General features: G+C 60.7%; 6 protein-coding genes, 3 rRNA genes and 1 pseudogene (1 of these 10 running past the window's edge). 3 read left to right on the top strand and 7 right to left on the bottom strand.

Features of this window, described 5'->3' with window-relative positions:
- Positions 1–246: 246 nt before the first annotated feature.
- Positions 247–13,806, top strand: coding sequence for a retention module-containing protein (locus PST29_RS00665; protein ID WP_060842096.1), 13,560 nt, complete (start codon positions 247–249; stop codon positions 13,804–13,806).
- A 161-nt stretch (positions 13,807–13,967) separates the two neighbouring features.
- Positions 13,968–14,306, top strand: a complete 339-nt coding sequence (locus PST29_RS00660; protein ID WP_016962584.1) for a hypothetical protein — start codon at positions 13,968–13,970, stop codon at positions 14,304–14,306.
- A gap of 58 nt (positions 14,307–14,364) precedes the next feature.
- Here the strand turns inward: PST29_RS00660 and lapD are convergent, their stop codons facing one another.
- Positions 14,365–16,311 (bottom strand): cyclic di-GMP receptor LapD, encoded by a 1,947-nt coding sequence (gene lapD, locus PST29_RS00655; RefSeq protein WP_060842095.1) that lies wholly within the window; start codon positions 16,309–16,311, stop codon positions 14,365–14,367.
- 14 nt (positions 16,312–16,325) lie between these two features.
- A complete protein-coding gene (lapG, locus tag PST29_RS00650; RefSeq protein ID WP_060836914.1) occupies positions 16,326–17,018 on the bottom strand; it encodes a cysteine protease LapG in 693 nt (230 codons plus the stop codon).
- Between the two features lie 299 nt (positions 17,019–17,317).
- Between lapG and PST29_RS00645 the strand changes: the two genes are divergently transcribed.
- A complete protein-coding gene (locus tag PST29_RS00645) occupies positions 17,318–18,082 on the top strand; it encodes a thioesterase II family protein (RefSeq protein ID WP_060836913.1) in 765 nt (254 codons plus the stop codon).
- Positions 18,083–18,151: 69 nt separating this feature from the next.
- Here the strand turns inward: PST29_RS00645 and PST29_RS32605 are convergent, their stop codons facing one another.
- The 5 genes and pseudogenes from PST29_RS32605 to PST29_RS00625 form a co-directional block, all read right to left on the bottom strand.
- On the bottom strand, positions 18,152–18,937 hold the full coding sequence (locus PST29_RS32605; RefSeq protein WP_372841324.1) for a methyl-accepting chemotaxis protein: 786 nt from the start codon (positions 18,935–18,937) through the stop codon (positions 18,152–18,154).
- 69 nt (positions 18,938–19,006) lie between these two features.
- Positions 19,007–20,032 (bottom strand): annotated as a pseudogene (locus PST29_RS32600) (HAMP domain-containing protein); the annotation flags it as partial.
- Positions 20,033–20,394: 362 nt separating this feature from the next.
- A 5S ribosomal RNA gene (rrf, locus tag PST29_RS00635) occupies positions 20,395–20,510 on the bottom strand.
- Positions 20,511–20,622: 112 nt separating this feature from the next.
- Positions 20,623–20,738, bottom strand: a 5S ribosomal RNA gene (rrf, locus tag PST29_RS00630).
- Between the two features lie 148 nt (positions 20,739–20,886).
- A 23S ribosomal RNA gene (locus PST29_RS00625) occupies positions 20,887–22,649 on the bottom strand; it runs 1,130 nt beyond the window's last position.

Raw genomic sequence — 22,649 nt, 5'->3', positions numbered from 1 at the left:
ATACTTCAAGTCAGGTTACTGCACGAATATCAATGTGACATTAATTCGGCGATTGTTTAGGATGGCACCCATAAGGTCAATAGTTTGGCATAAAGTTAATCTCGAAAAAAACTAGCCAAAATATTGACGACTATACTGTCAAATACCCGTTTTCAATTACACAGCAATGTGCCTCCTGACTGAGTTGCGGCCCGCGCCCAAGCCGGTACATGGAAGTCGACTAAGCGGTACATCGGAGAGTCCCCAATGAGCAGTGTTGTTGCCATCGTCAAAAGCATTGTCGGTCAGGTTTTCGTAGTTTCCCCGGAAGGAATCCGGCGCGTACTCATCGAAGGCGACCGCCTGTTCGTGGGTGACCAGGTCGATACCGGTCCGGCCGGTGCGGTCACCCTGGAGTTGACCGACGGGCGCACACTCGATCTTGGCCGTGACACTCAGTGGAGCGGCGCCGCGCCGGATTCCGGCACCGACCTGGCCCAGGCAAGCGCACAAGCCGCCCCCTCGGTGGCAGAACTGCAGCAGGCGATCGCCGCCGGCGCCGACCCGACCACCGATCTGGAAGCCACTGCCGCCGGCCCGACCGCTGCCGGCACCGGAGGCGCCGCGGGCGGCGGCCACAGCTTCGTCCAGCTGGAAGAAACCGCAGGCCGGGTAGACCCGACCATCGGCTTCCCGACCGCCGGCCTGGGTCAAGCCACTTCGGCCGTGGACAACAACCTTGGCGGACTGACCAACAACGGCCTGGCCACCACCAATGGCAGCGGCAGTGATTCGCTGCGTCCGGCAACCCTGACCCTGGGCGCCACTCCGACCATCACCGAGGCCGGTGGCGTGCTGGTGTACACCGCCACACTGACCCAGGCTCCGCTGACCGACCTGACCGTGACCCTGTCCAATGGCGCGGTCATCGTGATCAGCGCTGGCCAGACCACTGGCAGCGTGCAAGTCCCTCTGGCGCCCCAGGACAACGTCTACATCGACCCCGGCCAGATCAGTGTGAGCGTCACCGGCACCACCGGCGGCAACGGCCTGCTGGTTACGGTTGACCCCACTCCGGCGGTGACTCAGATCACCGACACCATCGACACCACCACCGTCACCCTGACCGCCGATGCCAGCGTCTCCGAAGGCGGGCAGATCACCTACACCGCCAACCTGACCAATCCGGCGCAGACGCCAGTGACCATCACCCTGTCCAACGGCGCGGTGATCACCATTGAAGCGGGCAAGTCCAGCGGCTCGGTCGACGTAGCGGCCCCGGCCAATGACGTCTACAAGAACGGCAGCACCATCGAAGTCGGCATAACCAAAGCCGAAGGCGGCAACTTCGAGAACCTGCAGCCAAGCACCGATAAAGCCGTCACCACGGTCACCGACACCATCGACGACACCGGCCTGAGCCTGTCGGCCACCAGCACCGTGGCCGAGGGCGGTTCCATCGTCTATACCGCGACCCTGACCAATCCGGCCGGTACGCCGCTGACCGTCACCCTGTCCAATGGCGCGGTGATCACCATCGCCGCAGGCGCTACTTCCGGTACCGCTACCGTCGCGGCTCCAGCTGATGACGTTTACAAGGATGCCGGCAAGGTCGAAGTCACCATCACCAAGACAGAGGGTGGCAACTTCGAGAGCCTGGTCACCGATCCAGCTCCTGCGGTTACCGATGTTACTGACACTATCGATACGTCGACTGTCAGCCTGACTGCCACCCCGAGCGTGGCCGAAGGCGGCATTGTCGTTTACACCGCTTCGGTGTCTGCACCAGTCACCGGCTCCCCGGTCGTAGTGACCCTGTCCAATGGCCAGACCATCACCATTCCAGTCGGCGAATCCTCCGGCACTGTGAACTTCACCGCGCCTAACGATGCTCTAGCTGGCGGTAGCTCCTTGAGCACCACCATTACCAAAACAGACGGTGGTAACTACGAGAAGCTGGAGATCAATGACAAGCCAGCCGAAACCAGCGTTACCGATACGCCGGACACCACCACTCTGAGCGTAACGGCCACCGATACCGTGGCTGAGGGCGGCTCGATTGTTTACACCGCCACACTGACCAACGCTGCTGGCACTCCGGTCACCGTAACTCTGAGCAACGGTGCGGTGATTACTATCGCTGCAGGTGCTACCTCGGGTACGGCCACCGTCGCGGCCCCGGCCGACGACGTCTATAAGGACGCCGGCAAGGTTGAAGTCACCATCACCAAAGCCGATGGCGGCAACTTCGAGAACCTGGTCACCAATCCAGCTCCTGCGGTCACCGATGTCACTGACACCATCGACACGTCGACTGTCAGCCTGACCGCTACGCCGAGCGTCGCCGAAGGCGGCATTGTCGTTTACACCGCCTCCGTGTCCGCACCAGTCACCGGTTCCCCGGTCGTAGTGACCTTGTCCAACGGACAGACCATCACCATTCCAGTCGGCGAATCCTCCGGCACGGTGAATTTCACCGCGCCAAATGATGCTCTGGCTGGCGGTAGCTCCCTGAGCACCACCATTACCAAGGCTGACGGTGGTAACTACGAAAAGCTGGAGATCAATGACAAGCCAGCCGAGACCTCAGTTACCGACACTCCGGACACCACCACTCTAAGCCTGAGCGCTACTGACTCAGTGGCCGAAGGCGGTTCCATTGTTTACACCGCTACGCTGACCAACGCTGCTGGCACGCCAGTCACCGTGACCCTGTCCAACGGCGCGGTGATCACCATCGCTGCCGGGGCTACCTCGGGTACGGCCACCGTCGCGGCCCCGGCCGATGACGTCTATAAGGACGCCGGCAAGGTTGAAGTCACCATCACCAAAGCCGATGGCGGCAACTTCGAGAACCTGGAGACCAATCCAGCTCCAGCCGTGACTGACGTCACTGACACCATCGATACGTCGACTGTCAGCCTGACTGCCACGCCGAGCGTGGCCGAAGGCGGCATTGTCGTTTACACCGCTTCGGTGTCTGCACCAGTCACCGGCTCCCCAGTGGTAGTAACTCTGTCCAACGGACAGACCATCACCATCCCGGTTGGTGAGTCTTCCGGTACCGTGAATTTCACTGCACCCAACGATGCCCTGGCTGGCGGTAGCTCTCTGACTACCACCATCACCAAAGCGGACGGCGGTAACTACGAGAAGCTGGAGATCAACGACAAGCCGGCTGAAACCTCGGTTACTGATACACCAGACACCACCACTCTGAGCCTCACTGCCACCGATTCCGTGGCCGAGGGCGGTTCCATTGTTTACACCGCGACCCTGAGCAATGCTGCTGGTACTCCTGTCACCGTGACCCTGAGCAACGGTGCGGTAATTACTATCGCTGCCGGTGCTACTTCCGGCACTGCTACCGTCGCGGCTCCGGCCGATGACGTCTACAAGGACGCCGGCAAAGTTGAAGCCACCATTACCAAGGCAGAGGGTGGCAACTTCGAACACCTGGAGACCAATCCGACTCCAGCCGTCACTGACGTCACTGACACTATCGATACGTCGACTGTCAGCCTGACTGCTACGCCAAGCGTCGCTGAAGGCGGCATCGTCGTGTACACCGCTTCGGTCTCGGCGCCAGTCACCGGCTCCCCAGTGGTAGTAACTCTGTCCAATGGCCAGACCATCACCATTCCTGTCGGTGAATCCTCCGGCACGGTGAATTTCACTGCACCCAACGATGCCCTGGCTGGCGGTAGCTCCTTGAGCACCACCATCACCAAAGCGGACGGTGGCAACTACGAGAAGTTGGAGATCAACGACAAACCGGCTGAAACCTCGGTTACCGATACGCCAGATACCACCACTCTGAGCGTAACGGCCACCGATACCGTGGCTGAGGGTGGCTCGATTGTTTACACCGCGACGCTGACCAATGCCGCTGGCACTCCGGTCACCGTGACCCTGAGCAACGGTGCGGTGATTACTATCGCTGCCGGGGCAACCAGTGGCACCGTGACTGTCGCCGCGCCAGCCGACGACGTTTACAAGGACGCTGGAAAAGTCGAAGTCACCATCACCAAAGCCGATGGCGGCAACTTCGAGAACCTGGAGACCAATCCAGCTCCAGCCGTGACTGACGTCACTGACACCATCGATACGTCGACTGTCAGCCTGACTGCCACGCCGAGCGTGGCCGAAGGCGGCATTGTCGTTTACACCGCTTCGGTGTCTGCACCAGTCACCGGCTCCCCGGTCGTAGTGACCCTGTCCAACGGACAGACCATCACCATCCCGGTTGGTGAGTCTTCCGGTACCGTGAATTTCACTGCACCCAACGATGCCCTGGCTGGCGGTAGCTCTCTGAGTACCACCATCACCAAAGCTGACGGCGGTAATTACGAGAAGCTGGAGATCAACGACAAGCCAGCCGAGACCTCGGTTACAGACACTCCGGATACCACCACTCTGAGCCTGAGCGCTACTGACTCGGTAGCAGAAGGCGGGTCGATTGTTTACACCGCCACACTGACCAACGCTGCCGGCACTCCGGTCAACGTGACCCTGTCCAACGGTGCAGTCATCACCATTGAAGCCGGTAAAACCACTGGATCCGTCACCGTTGCTGCACCTGCTGATGACGTCTACAAGGACGCCGGCAAGGTTGAAGTCACCATCACCAAAGCCGATGGCGGCAACTTCGAGAACCTGGTTACCAATCCAGCTCCAGCGGTTACCGATGTCACCGATACCATCGACACCAGCACCGTTTCGTTGACAGCCACACCGAGCGTCGCCGAAGGCGGCATCGTCGTGTACACCGCTTCGGTCTCGGCACCTGTGACTGGTTCGCCGGTTGTGGTGACCTTGTCCAACGGTCAAACCATCACCATTCCAGTCGGCGAATCCTCCGGCACGGTGAATTTCACCGCGCCAAATGATGCTCTGGCTGGCGGTAGCTCACTGAGCACCACCATTACCAAAGCAGACGGCGGTAATTACGAGAAGCTGGAGATCAACGACAAGCCAGCTGAAACCTCGGTTACCGATACACCAGACACCACCACTCTGAGCGTAACGGCCACCGATACCGTGGCCGAGGGTGGCTCGATTGTTTACACCGCGACGCTGACCAATGCTGCCGGCACTCCGGTCAACGTGACCCTGTCCAACGGTGCAGTCATCACCATTGAAGCCGGTAAAACCACTGGATCCGTCACCGTTGCTGCACCTGCTGATGATGTCTACAAGGACGCCGGCAAAATTGAAGTCACCATCACCAAAGCCGATGGCGGCAACTTCGAGAACCTGGAGACCAATCCAGCTCCAGCCGTGACAGACGTCACTGACACCATCGATACGTCGACTGTCAGCCTGACTGCCACACCGAGCGTGACCGAAGGCGGCATTGTCGTTTACACCGCTTCGGTATCTGCACCTGTGACCGGTTCGCCAGTTGTGGTGACCTTGTCCAACGGACAGACCATCACCATCCCAGTTGGCGAGTCTTCCGGCACCGTGAATTTCACTGCACCCAACGATGCCCTGGCTGGCGGTAGCTCCTTGAGCACCACCATTACCAAAGCGGACGGTGGTAACTACGAGAAGCTGGAGATCAACGACAAACCGGCTGAAACCTCGGTTACCGATACACCAGACACCACCACTCTGAGCGTAACGGCCACCGATACCGTGGCAGAGGGCGGGTCGATCGTTTACACCGCCACACTGACCAACGCTGCTGGCACTCCGGTCACCGTGACCCTGAGCAACGGTGCGGTGATTACTATCGCTGCAGGTGCTACCTCGGGTACGGCCACCGTCGCGGCCCCGGCCGATGACGTCTATAAGGACGCCGGCAAGGTTGAAGTCACCATCACCAAAGCCGATGGCGGCAACTTCGAGAACCTGGAGACCAATCCAGCTCCTGCGGTCACCGACGTCACTGACACCATCGATACGTCGACTGTCAGCCTGACTGCCACACCGAGCGTCGCCGAAGGCGGCATCGTGGTTTACACCGCTTCGGTCACCGCACCGGTTACCGGTTCGCCGGTCGTAGTGACCCTGGCCAACGGTCAGACCATCACCATCCCGGTGGGTGAATCTTCCGGGACGGTCAATGTCACGGCGCCTAACGATGCCCTGGCTGGCGGCAGCTCCTTGAGCACCACCATCACCAAGGTAGAAGGCGGTAATTACGAGAAGCTGGAGTTCAGCGACAAGCCCGCTGAAACCAGCGTCACCGATACCGTAGACACCACCAACCTCAGCCTTGGCGCCACTGGCTCCGTGGCCGAAGGCGGCCAGATCACTTACACCGCAACCCTGACCAACGCTGCCGGCACGCCGGTCACCGTGACCCTGAGCAACGGTGCAGTGATCACTATTGAAGCAGGCAAGACCACTGGCACCGTCACCGTCGCAGCACCCGCCGATGACGTGTACAAGGACGCCGGCAAAGTTGAAGCCACCATCACCAAGGCTGAAGGCGGCAACTTCGAAAACCTGGTCACCAACCCTGCTCCAGCCGTGACTGACGTCACCGACACCATCGACAACTCCACCGTCACGCTGAAAGCCACGCCTTCGGCGGCCGAAGGTGGCAACGTCACTTACACTGCGACTGTCACCGCTCCGGTGACCGGCTCGCCGGTAGTCGTGACCCTGGCCAATGGTGAAAAAATCACCATCCCGGTCGGTGAAACCACGGGCTCGGTGAGCATCAGCGCACCAAACGATGTGCTGGTTGGCCATACACCGCTGACCAACTCCATCACCGATGTCAGCGGCGGCAACTACGAGAACCTGGTGGCCGACAAGACTCCGGTCAGCACCACAGTGACCGACACCGTCGACACCACCAATCTGTCCTTGGCGGCTACACCTTCGGTAGCGGAAGGCGGTTCGATCGTTTACACCGCGACCCTGAGCAATGCTGCCGGGACTCCGGTCACCGTAACGCTGAGCAACGGCGCAGTGATCACCATCGCCGCCGGGGCAACCAGCGGTACCGTGACCGTGGCTGCGCCAGCTGATGACGTGTACAAGGACGCCGGCAAAGTCGAAGCCACCATCACCAAGGCTGAAGGTGGCAATTTCGAAAACCTGGTGCCAAGCACGACTCCGGCCGTCACTGACGTCACCGACACCATCGATACGTCGACTGTCAGCCTGACTGCTACGCCGAGCGTCGCTGAAGGCGGCATCGTCGTTTACACCGCTTCGGTATCTGCACCTGTGACCGGTTCGCCAGTTGTGGTGACCTTGTCCAACGGACAGACCATCACCATCCCGGTTGGCGAGTCTTCCGGCACCGTGAATTTCACTGCACCCAACGATGCCCTGGCTGGCGGTAGCTCCCTGAGCACCACCATTACCAAAGCGGACGGCGGTAACTACGAGAAGCTGGAGATCAATGACAAGCCAGCCGAAACCAGCGTTACCGATACGCCGGACACCACCACTCTGAGCCTCACTGCCACCGATTCCGTGGCCGAGGGTGGTTCCATTGTTTACACCGCGACCCTGAGCAATGCTGCTGGTACTCCGGTCACCGTGACCCTGAGCAACGGTGCGGTAATCACCATCGCCGCGGGCGCTACTTCCGGTACCGCTACCGTCGCAGCCCCAGCCGATGACGTCTACAAAGACGCCGGCAAGGTCGAAGCCACCATCACTAAAGCTGAAGGCGGCAACTTCGAACACCTGGAGACCAATCCGACTCCAGCCATCACGGACGTCACGGATACCATCGACAACTCCACCGTCACGCTGAAGGCCACACCTTCGGCGGCCGAAGGCGGCAATGTCACCTACACCGCGACTGTCACCGCTCCGGTGACCGGCTCGCCGGTCGTGGTGACCCTGGCCAATGGTGAAAAAATCACCATTCCAGTGGGTGAAACCACCGGCTCGGTGAGCATCAGCGCACCAAACGATGTGCTGGTCGGCCACACACCGCTGACCAACTCCATCACCGATGTCAGCGGTGGCAACTACGAGAACCTGGTGGCCGACAAGACCCCGGTCAGCACCACCGTGACCGATACCGTCGACACCACCAATCTGTCCTTGGCGGCTACACCTTCGGTAGCGGAAGGCGGTTCGATCGTTTACACCGCCACGCTGAGCAATGCCGCAGGTACACCGGTCACCGTGACGCTGAGCAACGGCGCGGTGATCACCATCGCCGCCGGGGCAACCAGCGGTACCGTGACCGTGGCTGCGCCAGCTGATGACGTGTACAAGGACGCCGGCAAGGTCGAAGCCACCATCACCAAGGCCGAAGGCGGCAACTTCGAGAAGCTGGTACCAAGCACCACGCCAGCCGTCACGGATGTCACCGATACCATCGACAACTCCACCGTTACGCTGAAGGCCACACCTTCGGCGGCCGAAGGTGGCAATGTCACCTACACCGCTACCGTCACCGCTCCAGTGACCGGCTCGCCAGTCGTAGTGACCCTGGCCAATGGCGAGAAGATCACCATTCCAGTGGGTGAAACCACCGGCTCGGTAAGCATCACTGCGCCTAACGATGTACTGGTCGGTCACACCCCGCTGACCAACTCCATCACCAATGTCAGCGGCGGCAACTACGAGAACCTGGTGGCAGATAAATCGCCAGTCAGCACCACCGTGACCGACACCGTCGACACCACCACCGTCAGCCTTACCGCCACTGGCACGGTGGCCGAAGGTGGCCAGATCACTTACACCGCGACCCTGAGCAATCCTCCAGGCACTCCAGTTACCGTGACTTTAAGCAACGGCGCAGTGATCACCATCGCTGCCGGTGCCACTTCGGGCACCGCTACCGTCGCGGCTCCGGCTGATGACGTCTATAAAGACGCCGGCAAGGTCGAAGCCACCATCACCAAGGCCGAAGGCGGCAACTTCGAAAAACTGGTACCAAGCACCACGCCAGCAGTGACTGACGTCACCGACACCATCGACAACTCCACCGTCACGCTGAAGGCCACGCCTTCGGCGGCCGAAGGCGGCAACGTCACCTACACCGCTACCGTCACCGCTCCAGTGACCGGCTCGCCAGTCGTAGTGACCCTGGCCAATGGCGAGAAGATCACCATTCCAGTGGGTGAAACCACCGGCTCGGTAAGCATCACTGCGCCTAACGATGTACTGGTCGGTCATACCCCGCTGACCAACTCCATCACCAATGTCAGCGGCGGCAACTACGAGAACCTGGTGGCCGACAAGACCCCGGTCAGCACCACCGTGACCGATACCGTCGACACCACAAACCTCAGCCTCAGCGCCACCGGCACTGTCGCCGAAGGTGGCCAGATCACCTATACAGCGACCCTGAGCAATGCTGCCGGTACGCCAGTGACCGTGACCTTGTCCAACGGGGCAGTGATTACCATTGCCGCAGGCGCCACTTCCGGGAAGGTGACTGTCGCCGCGCCAGCCGATGACGTGTACAAGGACGCCGGCAAGGTCGAAGCCACCATCACCAAGGCCGAAGGCGGCAATTTCGAGAAGCTGGTACCAAGCACCACGCCAGCCGTCACGGATGTCACCGACACCATCGACAACTCCACCGTCACGCTGAAGGCCACGCCTTCGGCGGCCGAAGGTGGCAACGTCACCTACACCGCTACCGTCACCGCACCAGTGACTGGCTCGCCGGTCGTAGTGACCCTGGCCAATGGCGAGAAGATCACCATCCCAGTGGGTGAAACCACCGGTTCGGTAAGCATCAGCGCGCCGAACGATGTACTGGTCGGCCACACACCACTGACCAACTCCATCACCAATGTCAGCGGCGGCAACTACGAGAACCTGGTGGCCGACAAGACTCCGGTCAGCACCACCGTGACCGACACCGTCGACACCACCAGCGTCAGCCTCAGCGCCACCGGCACCGTGGCCGAAGGCGGCTCGATCATCTACACCGCCACCCTGACCAACGCCGCCGGTACGCCGGTCACCGTGACCCTGTCCAATGGTGCGGTGATCAACATCGCCGCCGGCAAAACCACCGGTACCGTCACCGTCGCGGCACCGGCAGACGACGTCTATATCGACGCCGGCAAGGTCAATGCCTCGATCACCAGCGCCACCGGAGGCAACTTCGAGAAACTGGTGCCGGACACCACCCCAGCGGTAACCAACGTGACCGACACCGTGGATACCACCTCGGTGGGCATCACCGGCAGCACCTCGGTCACTGAAGGCCAGACCGCCAGCTACACCGTGAGCCTGACCCACCCGGCACAGACCGAAGTCACCCTGAAGATCAGCTACAGCGGCACCGCCACCGACGGCTCGGACTTCAGCGGCGTGTACACCGTGAAGATTCCGGCCGGCGCCAGCAGCGCCACCTTCAACGTCGCCACCATTGACGACAAGATCACCGAAGGCACGGAAAACTTCGTGGTCAAGATCGACTCGGCCACCGGTGGCAACTTCGAGAACCTGGTGGTGGGCAGCAACAACAGCGTCACCACCTCGATCATCGACAACGATGCGCCACCGGTCATCGACCTGGACGCCAACAACTCCAGCGGCGCCACCGGGGCCGACTACAAGGTCACCTTCACCGAAGGCACCGCGGGCCCTGGCGTGTCGATCGCCGACACCGACCTGAGCATCACCGATCCGGACAGCACCATGCTCACCGGCGCGACCATCGTGCTGACCAACCGTCAGCCAGGGGACTCGCTGAACCTGGGCAACAACGTCAACGGCATCAACATCAATGCCAACAGCAAGGACGGTTCGATCACCCTGACCCTGTCGGGCAACGCGACGCTGGCCGACTACATGCAGCAGATCAAGAACATCACCTTCACCAACAACAGTGAAGATCCGAGCACCACGCCACGGACCATCACCGTGACCGTGACCGACGGTGGCAACTACTCCAACGTCGCCACCACCACGGTCAACGTGGTGGCGGTCAACGACGCGCCAACCGCCACCGGCGGCGCCGTGACCGGCAGCGAAGACACCCCGCTGGCCCTGACCTGGTCGAACTTCGGCGTCAGCGACGTCGACAGCCCGGCGTCCAGCCTCGGAGTGAAGATCACCCAGCTGCCAAGTGACGGCAAACTGCAGTACCTGGACGGTTCGACCTGGAAGGACGTGGCCAACAACCAGACCATCAGCAAGGCCGATATCGATGCCGGCAAGCTGCGCTTCACCCCGGACGCCAACGAATCCGGCACCAACGGCTACGGCGGCAGCGGCGTGGGCAACCAACAGGCCGATTACGCCCAGATCAAATTCCAGCCAACCGATGGCCAGGCCCTGGGCAGCACCGGTACGGTCACGGTCGACATCACCCCAGTGGCCGATGCACCGACCCTGAGCGTGGCCGGCAACAACGTGAACTCGGTGGGCCTGCTCAAGGAAGTCTGGACCGGCCTCAGCGGCCTGGGCACCGACGGCAGCGGCGCGTCCGCCAGCACCCTGAAATCGGTGATCGACGCCGCCGGCACGCCAAACAGCAGCAGCCTGGCGACCAACGTCCAGTCCGACGGCAACATCACACCGGGCACTGCGTCGAAGACCTCCGGCCTGATCTACCTGGAAGCCGGCAAGTCCTACACCTTCTCCGGCACCGGCGACGACAGCCTGTTGGTGACCATCGGCGGCAAGAACGTGGCCAGCACCACCTGGGGCGCGGGCGGTAACCTCAACGGTACCTTCACCCCGACCACCAGCGGCTACTACACCATCGATATCTACCACCACAACCAGAGCGGCCCGGGCAGCTACGACGTCAATCTCTCAGTCAACGGCGCAACGGCGGTGGACCTGAGCAATGCCGGTGTGCCGCTGTACACCGGCGTCACTGACCTGACCAACGCCGGGGTTTCGGTGTCCGACCTGCACGGCACCAACGGCGAGGGTTACTACGACGGCTACAAGCTCAACGAAGGCGGCGAAGGCGGCAGCGTGCATCTGTCGAAGATCAGCACCGGGCTGACCGATACCGACGGTTCGGAAACCCTGAGCGTGAAGATCAGCGGCATTCCTGCAGGCTCCGTGCTCAGCGATGGTGCCGGGCATACCTTCACCGCCACCGCGAGCTCCGGCGAAGCCAACGTCACCGGCTGGAACCTGGGCAACCTGACCGTCACGCCGCCGCCTTACTACAACGGCTCGTTCAACCTCAACGTGACCTCGACCTCAACCGAGTCCCTGGGCGGTTCTGCCAGCTCCACGGCGCAGATCCCGGTCAAGGTCTACCCGGCCACCTACAACGCCGTGGTCGCCACCTCCGGCGACGATACCGTCACCGGCACCGACGGCAACGACATCGTGGTCGCCGACATCGGCGGCCTGACCGTGGTCCCGGGCACCAACTACAACATCGCCTTCATGGTGGACAGCTCGGGCAGCATGGGCAGCTCCATCGCCGCGGCCAAGAACTCCCTGACCGCCGTCTTCAATACCCTGAAGAACAGCATCGGCGGCGCCGGCTCGGGCACCGTGAACATCTTCCTGGCCGACTTCGACTCCCAGGTCAACAAGTCGGTATCGGTGAACCTCAACGATCCGAACGCCCTGGCCCAGCTCAAGGCCGTGCTGGATTCGATGAGCTCCGGCGGCGGTACCAACTACGAAGACGTGTTCAAGACCACGGCCAACTTCTTCCAGAGCAGCCTGGCCACCAGCAACACCAATGCCACCAACCTGACCTACTTCATCACCGACGGTAAGCCGACCTACTACCAGACCGGCGAGCAGACCAACCCGACGCTGTACGGCAACGTGCGCCTCGACGATGTGGTGACCACCAGCAACTACAAACTGGGGGACACCTTCAGCACCTACATCGACAACACCCACGCCCTGACCGTGAACGCCAACGGCACCGTGGTCCTGCAGACCTACAGCAGCAACTGGTGGGGCAGCGGCTGGAACAGCGCGACCCTGGGCACCCTGCACGCCCAAGGCGACGGCACCTATGAGCTGTCCACCCTGGCGGGTAATGGCAGCACCACCAACTCGGCCAGCATCAACAACTCCAATGAGGGCTTCGTACTGCTGAGCAAGCTGTCCCAGGTGGAAGCCATCGGCCTGAACAACGACGTCAGCCTCAACGACCTGAAGCCTTACGACAGCGACGGCAAGCCGCAGACCAACATCGACCCGAACGACCTGGCCAACTCGATCATCGGCCACACCGAAGCCACCATGCCCGGCGCCGACACCGTCAGCGGCGGCAACGGCAACGACATCCTGTTCGGCGACCTGGTGAGCTTCAACGGCGTCGCCGGCGAGGGCTACCAGGCCATGCAGGCCTACGTGGCCAAGCAGACCGGGGTCGATGTGAGCCAGGTCAGCACCAGCAACGTGCACCAGTACATCACCGAGCACTACACCGAGTTCGATGTGTCTGGCAGCCATGACGGCAACGACACCCTGCTGGGTGGCGATGGCAATGACATTCTCTTCGGCCAGGGCGGCAACGACTTCCTGGACGGTGGCCGGGGCAATGACATCCTGCTGGGTGGCACCGGTAACGACACCCTCATCGGTGGCAAGGGCAATGACATCCTGATTGGCGGTTCGGGGGCCGATACCTTCGTCTGGAAGGCCGGCGATACCGGCAACGACGTGATCAAGGACTTCAAGGCCAGCGAAGGTGACCGTATCGACCTGCGGGATCTGCTGCAGGGCGAGAGCGCCAGCACCATCGACAACTTCCTCAAGATCACCACCGTGGACGGGGTTTCGACCCTGCAGGTCAGCTCCGAAGGCAAGCTCAACGCGGCCGGAGGCCTGGCCAACGCCGACGTGACGATCAAGCTGGAAGGCAACAACTGGTCCAACGCCAACATCCATTCGTTGATCGCCGGTAGCGACCCGACCATCAAGATCGATCACAACAACAGCTGATGGGCTCCCGGCAGCCACCCCTTGCGGGTGGTTGCCGGCTGTTGGCGGACAACCTGCGCCGTGACGATTGTCGCGCCGCACCGCATACTCACGCGCTGGATGTGGCGTTGGCCTATGTCGCCGAGCGCCGGACGCCGAATAAAAAGCCTGAGGGATTTGCCATGTTCTACGTGCAACGCGATGCGCAAGGTCAGCTGATTCGCGTGGAAGCCGCCGCTTACGCCGAGGCTACCGAGACGCTGCCTGCCGATCACCTCGAGATCCAGACCTGGTTCGCCAACGAAGCGGTTGAGGTCAGTCTCAAGCAGCTCAAGCAGAGCGACCTGGAGATGATCCGGGTGCTGGACGACCTGATTCAGGTGCTGACCAGCAAGGGCGTGATTCGCGTCACCGATCTGCCGGCGGCGGCCCAGGCCAAGCTGATGGATCGGACCCAGGCGCGGGTGGCGCTGGGTGGCTTGAGCCGGTTGATCAACGATGATGAAACCGGATTGATCTGAAACGCTGCGCCGGCCAGCCGGCTCCTACGGCAGGAGCCGGCTGGCCGGCGAGGCGCGTTCAACTCCAGGGCGCCGGTTCGCCGAACAGTTGCCCTTGCACGCCGTACAAGCCCATCTCGCGAATCACTCGCAGCTCGCCTTCTGTTTCGACCCGCTCGGCAATCAGCGGCAGGTCGATGCTGTGGGCTGCGCGCTGGATGGCTTCGATGAACAGGCGCTTGTCGCTTTCCTGGTCGATGTTGCGGATGTAGCTGCCGTCGATCTTCAGATAGGCCAGGCCCAGGCGGGCCAGGTTGCCGATCATGCTGAAGCGGCCACCAAAGCGCTGCAGGCTCAGGGAGAACCCCAACTCCCGCAGGCGCCGGGTCAGCTGTTCCAGCTGGACCTGCTCGGGCAGCTGTTCCTCGCCGATCTCCAGGGTCAGGCGCGGCCCGAGGTCGGAATACTGGCGCAGGATGTCCATGACCCGGTTCAAGGCCTGGGGATCTTCCAGGGTGGCCGCCGAAAGGTTCAGGGCCAGGCTGTCGCCATGTCCGGTCATCTGCTTGAGGACCTGCTCGAGCATCAGCACGTCCAGGCGCGAGGTCCAGCCAAAGCGTTCCAGCCACGGCAGGAAGCGGCCGGCGGGAATGGTCTGGCCCTGCTCGTCCAGCAGCCGCGAGAGCACCTTGTAATGCAGCACCCGCGCAGTGTCCTGGACCGCCACCACCGGCTGGAAGTACAGCTGGAAGCGTTGCTCCGACAGCGCCCGGTCCAACCAGGTATGCCAGGCATGGTGATCGTCTCCGACCTGGGAACCGGCGCCCTGGTCCAGGCAGGCCCAGTGGGTGTCGCCCTGGCCTTCGGCCTGGGCCAGGGCCTGATCGCCGAGGCTGAGCACCGCTTGGGGAGAATCACCGTGGTTGAAGGCGGCCAGGCCGATGGAGGCCACCGCGGCAACATCGGTAGCGCCCGTGGCATGCAGGTTGCCCAGGGCGCTTTCCAGGCTCTGGGCCAGCTGGATGGCTTCATTGCGCACCAGCCCCGGCGCCAGTACGGCGAACTCGCCACCGCGGACCCGGGTCACCAGGTTGTGGGTCTCGGGGTACTTGTTGCATTCGCGCAGCAGTTGCTCACCCACCGCCTGCAGCAGTTGGTCGGTGCGCTGGCCCCCCAGGCGCTGATTCAGGCCGGCCAGATCCTTGACCCGCAACAGCAGCAGGTAACCGGAGCTCGCCTGCTCCGGGTTGCTGACGCGGGCATGCAGCTGCATTTCGAAATAACGTCGGTTGGCCAACCCGGTCAGGCTGTCCTGGTACGACTCGATGCGCAGTTTTTCACTGCGTTCGGCCTGCTCCTGGAACAGCGCCTTGAGCTTCTCCACCATCTGGTTCATGGCCTGCACCACCCGCCGCAGTTCCGGGGTGCGAGGCAATTGCGGCAGGCTGAGGAATTCGCGCCGGGCAATGGCATGGGACTGCTGGACCATGTAGTCCAGCGGCTTGAGCTGGCGTCGCAGCAACAGGGCACCGAGCACCGCGCTCACCGCGCCGCAGATCAGCAGCCAGCCCAAGCTGCCCAGGGCGCTCTGCCAGAGCTTGGCCACCGCGAACATCGGGTGGCTGAGCACCTCGACCCGTGCCGCCTGCTCCCAGCCACGGCTGACGATGGCGTCGCCGCCGGCCGGCTCCAGGCCGATGAGCTTGACGAACCACTGGGGCACATTGCCGACCTCGGGAATGCCGCTGCGCTCGACGATGGTCTTGTCGGTGGCCAGGTCCACTACCCGGATGCTGGCGTAGTAGCCGCTGTCGAAGATCGAGCTGACCATCAGCTCGACCATCGCCGGGTCATCGATGTTCGGTGTCAACGACAAGGCCAGGGCCGTGGCCGCATCCTGGGCATGGGAGCGCAGTTGATTGACATACTGGGTACGCGAGCTTTCCAGGCTGACCATGAAGCTGCCGCTGAAGGCGACCACCAGGAACACACAGATTGCGATCAACAGCTGTTTGAACAAAGACATCTGAGCTCGTGCTCCTAGTTAGTCGTCTCGACCGGAAAACCTTCGGCCTGCATTTTTTTCAACACATCCTGCCAACGGGACAGGCGCTTGGTGTCCCCGACCCGCTTGTTGCCCTTGGCGCCCGGCAGCCACAAGCCTTCGGCATTGAAGGAATACACCGGCAACAGGTCGGTCCGCTCGCTGGCCGGGCGGATCGTGTCCTCCAGGCTGTCGAGCACCAGCGGCATGGCGTCCGCAGTGGAATAGTAGGTCAGGACCATGTGCGCGCGATTCTGGCGCAATGCCTTGACGTAGGTGATGCGCAGTTTGTCACTGGACACCCCGAGGTGGCGGAGGCTGAAGTATTTGGCGATCGCGTAGTCCTCACAATCGCCGGCGCCCTTCCACAGGCCCTGGATCGGGGTTTCCCAGTAGTCCACCTGGCCCCACAGATCGATATCTTCCACGTAGCGCATGTTCTTGTTGAAGAACAGGTTGACCACTTTCAACTGCTCGCGCTCGGGGACCTGCTTTTGCGTCGCCAGCAGGTGCTGCCAGGCATCGATACGTTGCTGGCCTTCGCCCAGGGGACCGTAGAGCGCCGTGGCACGGCGACTGATCAGGGAAAAATCCCAGTCGGCGTGCAGGCTGCCCAGCAGCGCGCCGGCCAGCAGCAATGCCGAGCAGAACCAGCGCAGGGTCCGAGAAAGAGCTAAACGTGCCGCCAATGCGATGAGTCCATGGGAGCTGTCGTAAATCGGCTGATGGTGAAGGCTGGCCCGGCAAAAGACAATGGCACCTTACAATCACTGGCCGCCGGGGAAGGGCCTGCACGGTTCATTCACAGAATAGCCTCAAGCCATGTTTGCACCCTGTGCGACAGCCGACGAATTTCCCCCTGTCACTACGTGCATTCAGCCGCGCCAGCCACTATGTTAGAAACCATTCGGACAGGACGTCCCCCGTCGAACAGCCTCTTGTCTGCACCAGGAAGCGACCCACGGGCCACCTCGCTTAAGGAAAAGCTGTGTACACCGACACCCGACAATGGACGCTGGTGATCAATTCAGGGCAGGCCACCCGAATTCGCCTGATCTGCTTTCCACAGGCCGGGGCGGCTGCGGAGCAGTTGCGGGTATGGTCCAACAGCCTGGCCGATCATATCGAGCTGGTGCTGATCAACCTGCCCGGGCACGGGCCGCGTCGTGACGAGGCGCCCTGCGACAACTGGCCGAGCCTGCTGAAAGACATGTTCACAGCCCTCGATCCCTGGCTCGGCGAACCCCACGCGCTGTTCGGCCACGGTCTGGGCGCATTGCTGGCATACGAGACCTGCAAGTACGCGCAAGAGCGCTTCCCCCAGCAGACGCGCCACCTGTTCGTTTCCGGCTGCCGCAGCCCCGACAGTCCGCCTCGCCGCCCCTTGCTGCACTCACTGCCCATCGAGGCGTTTCGCGAGGCCATCCTGACCCTGGGAGCCAGCCCACTGGAGATGCCGCGGGGGCAGAGCGACCTGCAGTCCTACGAACGCTTGCTGCGCAATGACCTGAAGCTCTTCGAAACCTGGTACGACACCTCGAGCGGCTGCCTCGATATCCCGCTGACGGCCTTCTACGGCAGCGAGGACCCTCTGGCGACGGCCAACCATATGCTCAACTGGCGCGAATTCACCGAGCGTGAATTCGAACTGATCGAAGTGGTCGGCAACCACTTCTTCATCAAGTCCCAACGCCAGCGCCTGCTGCAGGTGATCAATACTCACCTGGGCCTGCTGGGTGAACACCGGATCTGAACCGCGCCCATGAAAAAGCCCGCCCTGCAGTGATGCAGAAGCGGGCTTGAGGAAAGGACCGGAGAGGGCTCAGATCTTGAAGCTGTCCACCAGTTGCTTCAGGCGGCTGGCCTGCTGCGACAGCGCATCGCAGTCCTTCAGGGTTTCATTGAGGTTGGCGACGCCCTGCTGGTTGAGCAGGTTGATCTGGTTGATGTCGACGTTGAGGGTCTCCACCACTGCCGTCTGCTCCTCGGTTGCCGCTGCCACCGACTGGTTCATACCGTCGATCTCGCCGATCCGCTGGGTCACGCTGATCAGCCGGGCACCGGCCTGGTTGGCCACCTCGACGCTCTCTTCACTGGAAAGCTGGCTGGCGTTCATGGTCGATACTGCTTCGCGCGAACCGATCTGCAGGGAAGTGATCATCTTGTGGATCTCTTCCGCCGATTCCTGGGTTCTGTGGGCCAGGTTGCGCACCTCATCGGCGACCACGGCGAAGCCGCGACCGGCTTCACCGGCACGGGCCGCTTCAATGGCAGCGTTGAGGGCCAGCAGATTGGTCTGCTGGGAGATGCCCTTGATCACGTCGAGAATGTGCCCGATGTTGTCGGTGCTGGCGTTCAGGGTTTCGATCTGGGTGCAGGACAGGCTGATCTTCTGCGACAGCTCAGTCATGGCCTGGATGGTCTGCTCCACGACTTGGCGACCGTCATCGGCCTGCTCGCTGGCGCCGCTGGCGTGTTGCGACGCATCAGCGGCATTGCGGGCGATTTCCTGGGTGGCGGCCCCCAGTTCGTTGATCGCCGCTGCCACGCTGTTGGTGCGGGCGCTCTGCTCGTCGGAACCGATGATCGACGCGTTGGACGAGGCCATCACCCGTTGCGACAGGTCATGTACCTGGCGGGTAGCGGAGGACACTTCGGAAATCGAGGCGTGAATCCGTTCCACGAACTGGTTGAAGGAGCTGCCTAGCTCACCAAATTCGTCCTTGCTTTCCACCACCAGGCGGCGGGTCAGGTCGCCCTCGCCCTGGGCAATGTCCTGCATCGCACGGCCCATGGTGATCAGTGGACGCATCAGGACCTGGATCAGCAGGGTCAGCAGTACCGCAATCACCGCCACGGCGATAAACATGGCGATCAAGGCAGATGTGCGGAACTGGCTCAGCGGCGCGTAGGCCTTGGCCTTGTCGATGGACAGACCGATGTACCATTCGGCATTCGGCAGGCCGGTCACCGGGGTGAAGGACAGAATGCGTTCCTGTTTGTTCAGGACCACTTCCTGGTTGCCACTGGCGATACGCACGTTGGCACCGGGGTAGATGTCCTTGAGGTTCTTCATCACCTGGTCCTTGTCCGGGCTGACGATCACCTGACCATCAGCGCTGACCAGAAAGGCATGGCCCAGGCCACCGAAGTCCACGGAGTTGATGATCTTCACCAGGGTTTCCAGGCTCAGGTCGCCACCGACCACGCCCAGCAGTTCGCCTTGCTTTTTCACCGGCATGGCGATGGTCACCACCAGGCCACCGACCGCCGCCATGTAGGGCGGAGTCAGCATGGTCTTGTCGGCGGTTACGGCCTGTTTGTACCAGGGCCGTTGGCGCGGATCGTAGCCATCAGGCATTTTCGCGTCGGGACGCTGGGTGAAGGTGCCGTTGGCCTGGCCAACGTAGGTGAACTGGAAGTTCGAGGTAAAGGCCGGCTGGTCCACCAGGCCCGGGAAGTCTGCGTTATGGCCTTGGTGAGCAACGTTCTGCGCCAGGTTCTCGAGCACCAGGATGCGCCCGCTCATCCAGTTCTGCACGCTGCTGGAGGTGAGCTCACCGGCCTGCTGAATGGATGATTCGAGATTCTGTCGGATAGTGTTTCGTTGCAGGTAGTCGTTGTACAAAGTGAACAACGCAAAAGCCAGAACCACTACGCCGGAGGCGGCCAAAAGGATTTTATGGCTGAACTTGAGATTCATTTCATGGGACTTCTTATGCCGAAAATGGGGATGCGTCCGTATAGCAACATTCCATGTAACAGTGCAGGCGACGAGCCGCTCTACTTTGGTGCACGCATGTCTTATCAGTCTTTCGGCAAGAACACCCGAACCCTTAGAGATTTATCCGAATTACTCGCCTAAATTTGCCGAATCCCGCCGAACGGTGTTCCAGAGCCTTAGCCAAGCCTTTTCAGCGGCGCGTCAGCAAGCAAAACGATGGAGACCTTGGGCCATGGATAGGGCAGCGACGGTGCTCAAGCATGGCGGATCGTTGCTCAGGACTTTATCGAGCACAAAAACAAAACCCCAATTGCTTGCGCAATTGGGGTTTCGGAATTTGATCTTGACGATGACCTACTCTCACATGGGGAAACCCCACACTACCATCGGCGATGCATCGTTTCACTTCTGAGTTCGGGATGGGATCAGGTGGTTCCAACGCTCTATGGTCGTCAAGAAATTCTGTGGCCGATCCGTTGGACTCAACGTCGAACGTGTCAGCAAAATCAGTCGTTTCTACAAATAGACAAAACCCCAACTGCTTTCGCAATTGGGGTTTCGGAATTTAATCTTGACGATGACCTACTCTCACATGGGGAAACCCCACACTACCATCGGCGATGCATCGTTTCACTTCTGAGTTCGGGATGGGATCAGGTGGTTCCAACGCTCTATGGTCGTCAAGAAATTCGGTAGCCAGTCCGTTGCTTATGCAACGTGCCAGCGAATGGGTATGTAATAGGTTTGTGTGCTTTGTGAGCGGTGCAAACTTTCGGTTCGTTTCGTCTTCACACACCGCAACTCGCTTCTTAAGCAAATTGCTTGGGTGTTATATGGTCAAGCCTCACGGGCAATTAGTATTGGTTAGCTCAACGCCTCACAGCGCTTACACACCCAACCTATCAACGTCGTAGTCTTCGACGGCCCTTTAGGGGATTCAAGATCCCAGTGAGATCTCATCTTGAGGCAAGTTTCCCGCTTAGATGCTTTCAGCGGTTATCTTTTCCGAACATAGCTACCCGGCAATGCCACTGGCGTGACAACCGGAACACCAGAGGTTCGTCCACTCCGGTCCTCTCGTACTAGGAGCAGCCCCTCTCAAATCTCAAACGTCCACGGCAGATAGGGACCGAACTGTCTCACGACGTTCTAAACCCAGCTCGCGTACCACTTTAAATGGCGAACAGCCATACCCTTGGGACCGGCTTCAGCCCCAGGATGTGATGAGCCGACATCGAGGTGCCAAACACCGCCGTCGATATGAACTCTTGGGCGGTATCAGCCTGTTATCCCCGGAGTACCTTTTATCCGTTGAGCGATGGCCCTTCCATACAGAACCACCGGATCACTAAGACCTACTTTCGTACCTGCTCGACGTGTCTGTCTCGCAGTCAAGCGCGCTTTTGCCTTTATACTCTACGACCGATTTCCGACCGGTCTGAGCGCACCTTCGTACTCCTCCGTTACTCTTTAGGAGGAGACCGCCCCAGTCAAACTACCCACCATACACTGTCCTCGATCCGGATAACGGACCTGAGTTAGAACCTCAAAGTTGCCAGGGTGGTATTTCAAGGATGGCTCCACGCAAACTGGCGTTCACGCTTCAAAGCCTCCCACCTATCCTACACAAGCAAATTCAAAGTCCAGTGCAAAGCTATAGTAAAGGTTCACGGGGTCTTTCCGTCTAGCCGCGGATACACTGCATCTTCACAGCGATTTCAATTTCACTGAGTCTCGGGTGGAGACAGCGCCGCCATCGTTACGCCATTCGTGCAGGTCGGAACTTACCCGACAAGGAATTTCGCTACCTTAGGACCGTTATAGTTACGGCCGCCGTTTACCGGGGCTTCGATCAAGAGCTTCGCGTTAGCTAACCCCATCAATTAACCTTCCGGCACCGGGCAGGCGTCACACCCTATACGTCCACTTTCGTGTTTGCAGAGTGCTGTGTTTTTAATAAACAGTCGCAGCGGCCTGGTATCTTCGACCGGCATGAGCTTACGGAGCAAGTCCTTCACCCTCACCGGCGCACCTTCTCCCGAAGTTACGGTGCCATTTTGCCTAGTTCCTTCACCCGAGTTCTCTCAAGCGCCTTGGTATTCTCTACCCAACCACCTGTGTCGGTTTGGGGTACGGTTCCTAGTTATCTGAAGCTTAGAAGCTTTTCTTGGAAGCATGGCATCAACCACTTCGTCACCTAAAAGGTAACTCGTCATCAGCTCTCGGCCTTAGAACCCCGGATTTACCTAAGATTCCAGCCTACCACCTTAAACTTGGACAACCAACGCCAAGCTGGCCTAGCCTTCTCCGTCCCTCCATCGCAATAACTAGAAGTACAGGAATATTAACCTGTTTTCCATCGACTACGCTTTTCAGCCTCGCCTTAGGGACCGACTAACCCTGCGTCGATTAACGTTGCGCAGGAAACCTTGGTCTTTCGGCGTGGGTGTTTTTCACACCCATTGTCGTTACTCATGTCAGCATTCGCACTTCTGATACCTCCAGCAAGCTTTCTCAACTCACCTTCACAGGCTTACAGAACGCTCCTCTACCGCATCACTTACGTGATACCCGTAGCTTCGGTGTATGGTTTGAG

The sequence above is a fragment of the Pseudomonas sp. St29 genome (genome assembly GCF_001547915.1).
GTDB lineage: Bacteria > Pseudomonadota > Gammaproteobacteria > Pseudomonadales > Pseudomonadaceae > Aquipseudomonas.
Note: the sequence above shows the minus strand (reverse complement) of the source record. Positions and strands in the feature narration are given on the sequence as shown.

Excerpts from the sequence above, each read along its gene's own strand:
- PST29_RS00665 (WP_060842096.1), top strand. The coding sequence starts at position 247 with ATGAGCAGTGTTGTTGCCATCGTCAAAAGCATTGTCGGTCAGGTTTTC.
- lapD (WP_060842095.1), bottom strand. The coding sequence starts at position 16,311 with ATGTCTTTGTTCAAACAGCTGTTGATCGCAATCTGTGTGTTCCTGGTG.
- PST29_RS00660 (WP_016962584.1), top strand. The coding sequence starts at position 13,968 with ATGTTCTACGTGCAACGCGATGCGCAAGGTCAGCTGATTCGCGTGGAA.
- PST29_RS32605 (WP_372841324.1), bottom strand. The coding sequence starts at position 18,937 with ATGGCCTCGTCCAACGCGTCGATCATCGGTTCCGACGAGCAGAGCGCC.